The sequence below is a fragment of the Streptomyces sp. NPDC000880 genome (assembly GCF_053599675.1).
Window position 1 is genome coordinate 1 of the sequence record NZ_JBSFMS010000228.1, and the last position, 3,964, is coordinate 3,964.

Annotated in this window: 4 protein-coding genes and 1 pseudogene; all 5 read left to right on the top strand. The window is 68.9% G+C overall.

Going from position 1 to position 3,964, the window contains the following annotated elements; genetic code table 11:
* A pseudogene (locus ACWDO5_RS35405) lies at positions 1-199 on the top strand (hypothetical protein); the annotation flags it as partial.
* A gap of 28 nt (positions 200-227) precedes the next feature.
* Positions 228-977, top strand: coding sequence for a hypothetical protein (locus ACWDO5_RS35410; RefSeq protein ID WP_450534635.1), 750 nt, complete (start codon positions 228-230; stop codon positions 975-977).
* 83 nt (positions 978-1,060) lie between these two features.
* The gene (gene dxr, locus ACWDO5_RS35415; RefSeq protein WP_450534636.1) at positions 1,061-2,311 is read left to right on the top strand and encodes a 1-deoxy-D-xylulose-5-phosphate reductoisomerase; all 1,251 of its coding nucleotides are present in this window, start codon (positions 1,061-1,063) and stop codon (positions 2,309-2,311) included.
* A complete protein-coding gene (locus ACWDO5_RS35420; RefSeq protein ID WP_450534637.1) occupies positions 2,308-3,609 on the top strand; it encodes a M50 family metallopeptidase in 1,302 nt (433 codons plus the stop codon). The genes dxr and ACWDO5_RS35420 overlap by 4 nt, the downstream gene beginning before the upstream one ends.
* A gap of 188 nt (positions 3,610-3,797) precedes the next feature.
* Positions 3,798-3,964 (top strand): flavodoxin-dependent (E)-4-hydroxy-3-methylbut-2-enyl-diphosphate synthase (locus tag ACWDO5_RS35425; RefSeq protein ID WP_376700082.1); only part of this gene is annotated, 167 nt, incomplete at its 3' end.

Genomic DNA, 3,964 nt, shown 5'->3' on the forward strand with positions numbered 1-3,964 from the left:
TCGCGCAGAGGGCCTGGGCAACCGGCTGGGGCCCGTCCTGCTGCAACTGCCTGGCGGCGGCCGGCGTATCCACGCTCAACTCGGCGAGCGGACCTGCCCGCACCGTGACCGCGTCAGCTCGGCGAGCGGATCCGCCCGCACCGTGACCGCGATCTCCACGACATGGCCCGGCTGCGCGAGCCGGTTCGGTACCGTCTGATCACGGTCAACACGGAAACGGGGCTGGGATGTTCGGGGCGGGGAATCAGAGTGGCGGGCGGCGCGCGGCGGTCGCCGTGTTCGTCGGGGTCGTGCTCAGCGGCGTTGCCGCGTGCGGCGGCAGTGACGGCAAGGGCGGCGAGGCCGACGGCAAGCCGCGGGCATCCGCGTCGGCCCCCAAGGCGCTGACCGAGGCGCAGCTCAAGGCCGTCTCCTTGACCGACGGCGAGAAGATCGGCCCGTACACCGCATCGGAGTTCACCCTCGGCGCTCCGCTCGGCGAGGACTACACCGCAGCCCCCGCCGTCTGCCAGCCCCTCGTCAGCCTCGCCGAGGGCGCCACCGCGCACGATCCCGCGGCCGAGGTCAACCGCGAGGTCGACGTCGCCGACGAGATGGCCGGAATCGGCGTCGCCGTACAGCTGCGCTCGTACGCGAAGGGCGAGGCCGCCGCCGTCATCAAGGCCCTCGCCGCCGCCGGCACACAATGCGCCGGCGGCTTCGTCGAGGAGCGCGCCATCGCGAAGGCGAAATACCTCAAGGTGGAGCCCGCCAAGGCGCCCGCCTTCGGGGACGAGGCCAAGGCGTACCGCTTCACCATCCTCGATGTGAAGGGGAAGCTGAAGCTGTACGAGTACCTCACCGTCGTCCGCTCCGGCTCGACCACGCTCTCCTTCCGCGCCGATTTCCTCGGTGCCAAGGACATCGGTGAGGTGCCCGCGGAGATCATGACGGCGCAGTGGGAGAAGTTCGAGGCGGGCCGCAAGCCCGGCGCGTAGGGAAGCGTACGGGGGCGCGCACGAAGGGGCGTGCACGGGGACGCACTGTCCGGCCGCACAGGACTTGCGGCCACAATGGGGTCATGAGCGACAGCCCATCCCCCCTCGCCGACCCGCATATCGTCTTCGACGCGACCGAAGGCCGCCGGGACATCGTCGTCCTCGGGTCCACCGGGTCCATCGGCACACAGGCCATCGATCTGGTTCTGCGCAACCCCGACCGCTTTCGCGTCAGCGCGCTCTCCGCCGCCGGCGGGCGCGTCGGACTCCTGGCCGAGCAGGCACGGCAGTTGCGGGTCGACACGGTCGCGGTGGCCCGCGAGGACGTCGTGCCCGCACTGCGCGAGGCGCTCGCGGAGCAGTTCGGCACCGAGCCCCTGCCGGAGATCCTGGCCGGGCCCGACGCGGCCACCCAGATCGCCGCATCCGCCTGCCACACCGTGCTCAACGGCATCACCGGCTCCATCGGCCTCGCCCCCACCCTCGCCGCGCTCGAAGCCGGCCGGACTCTCGCCCTCGCCAACAAGGAGTCGCTCATCGTCGGCGGGCCGCTGGTCCAGGCCCTCGCCAAGCCGGGCCAGATCATCCCGGTCGACTCCGAGCACGCGGCCCTCTTCCAGGCCCTCGCGGCCGGGACGAGGGCCGACGTACGCAAGCTCGTCGTCACCGCGTCCGGCGGCCCCTTCCGCGGCCGTTCGAAGGCGGAGCTGGCGGACGTCACCCCAGAGGCCGCCCTCGCGCACCCGACCTGGGCGATGGGCCCGGTGATCACGATCAACTCCGCGACTCTGGTCAACAAGGGGCTTGAGGTCATCGAGGCGCATCTGCTCTACGACATCCCCTTCGACCGCATCGAGGTCGTCGTCCACCCTCAGTCGTACGTCCACTCCATGGTGGAGTTCACGGACGGCTCGACCATCGCTCAGGCCACCCCGCCGGACATGCGCGGCCCGATCGCCCTCGGCATCGGCTGGCCGGAGCGGGTTTTGGACGCGGCCCCCGCCTTCGACTGGTCCAAGGCCTCGACGTGGGAGTTCTTCCCGCTCGACACCGAGGCCTTCCCTTCGGTGGGACTCGCCCGGCACGTGGGGGAGCTGGGCGGGACGGCCCCGGCGGTGTTCAATGCCGCGAACGAGGAGTGCGTGGACGCGTTTCTCGCCGGGCGGCTACCGTTCAACGGAATCATGGATACGGTCACCGAAGTCGTCGCCGAGCACGGTGTGCCCGCCAAGGGAACCTCGCTCACGGTGGCGGACGTCCTGGAAGCGGAGACCTGGGCCCGGTCGCGGGCCCGGGAACTGGCAGTGAAGGCGACAGCGGAGGCTCGCGCATGACGATTCTGTTGACGGTCCTCGGCATAGCGCTGTTCGCTGTGGGGCTGCTGTTCTCCATCGCCTGGCACGAGCTGGGCCACCTCTCGACGGCCAAGCTCTTCGGCATCCGCGTGCCCCAGTACATGGTCGGCTTCGGCCCGACCCTCTGGTCCCGGCACAAGGGCGAGACGGAGTACGGCATCAAGGCCATCCCCATGGGTGGCTACATCCGCATGATCGGGATGTTCCCGCCGGGGGAGGACGGGCGGATCGAGGCACGGTCCACCTCGCCCTGGCGCGGGATGATCGAGGACGCCCGCTCGGCCGCCTTCGAGGAGCTGAAGCCCGGCGACGAGAACCGTCTCTTTTACACGCGCAAGCCGTGGAAGCGCGTGATCGTGATGTTCGCGGGACCGTTCATGAACCTGGTCCTCGCCGTCGCGATCTTCCTCGGTGTGGCGATGGCCTACGGTTTCGCCACCCAGACCACCCAGGTCGCGGGTGTGCAGAAGTGCGTCATCTCACAGAGCGAGGCCCGCGACATCTGCAAGAAGGGCGACCCCGTCTCGCCCGCCCAGGCCGCGGGCCTGAAGACTGGCGACAAGATCGTCGCCTTCAACGGCCGGCCCGTCGCCGACTGGACCACGTTGTCCAACCAGATCCGAGAGACGATCGGCCCAGCCACCATCACCGTCGAGCGGGACGGCAAGCAGCAGGTCCTCGAGGCCACGCTTGCCAAAAACCTGGTGGCCAAGAAGGACGCGGACGGTCAGGTCATCGCCGGCCAATACGTCCCGGCGGGCTATCTCGGGTTCGCCGCGAAGACCGAGATCCTCCCGCTCTCCTTCGGCGCATCCGTCGACCGCATGGGCGGCATGATCCAGAACGGCGTCGAGTCCATCGTCGCGCTCCCGTCCAAGGTCCCCGACCTCTGGAACGCGGCCTTCTCGGACGGCGAGCGCAAGGCCGACTCCCCGGTGGGCGTGGTCGGCGCGGCGCGCATCAGTGGTGAGGTGCTGAACCTGGACATCCCGACGCAGAGCATCATCGCGACCTTCCTGATGCTGCTCGCGGGCTTCAACCTCTCGCTGTTCCTGTTCAACATGTTGCCGCTGCTGCCGCTGGACGGCGGGCACATCGCAGGGGCGCTGTGGGAGTCCGTACGCCGCAACGTCGCAAGGCTGTTCCGGCGTCCCGATCCCGGTCCCTTCGACGTGGCCAAGCTGATGCCGGTCGCATACGTCGTGGCGGGGATCTTCATCTGCTTCACCCTGCTCGTGCTGGTCGCCGACATCGTCAACCCGGTCAAGATCAGCTGAGTAAACCCTCGCGTGAACGCCCGGACACCCTTTGTGTCCGGGCGTTCACACACTGCGTTCACCTTTGTATTCACCTTTGGGTGGATTCGACGGCGCAATGTGCTGGGCCGAACCTCAGTGCCGTAATCTCGATGGCTGGAGCCCGCCGATCTCGGGACCACGATCCACACCTTGGGGTTGCACAGCAGATGACTGCAATTTCTCTCGGAATGCCGTCCGTTCCGACCAAGCTCGCCGACCGGAGGGTCAGCCGCAAGATCCAGGTCGGTTCGGTGGCCGTCGGCGGGGATGCCCCCGTTTCGGTGCAGTCAATGACGACCACGCGCACTTCGGACATCGGGGCGACGCTGCAGCA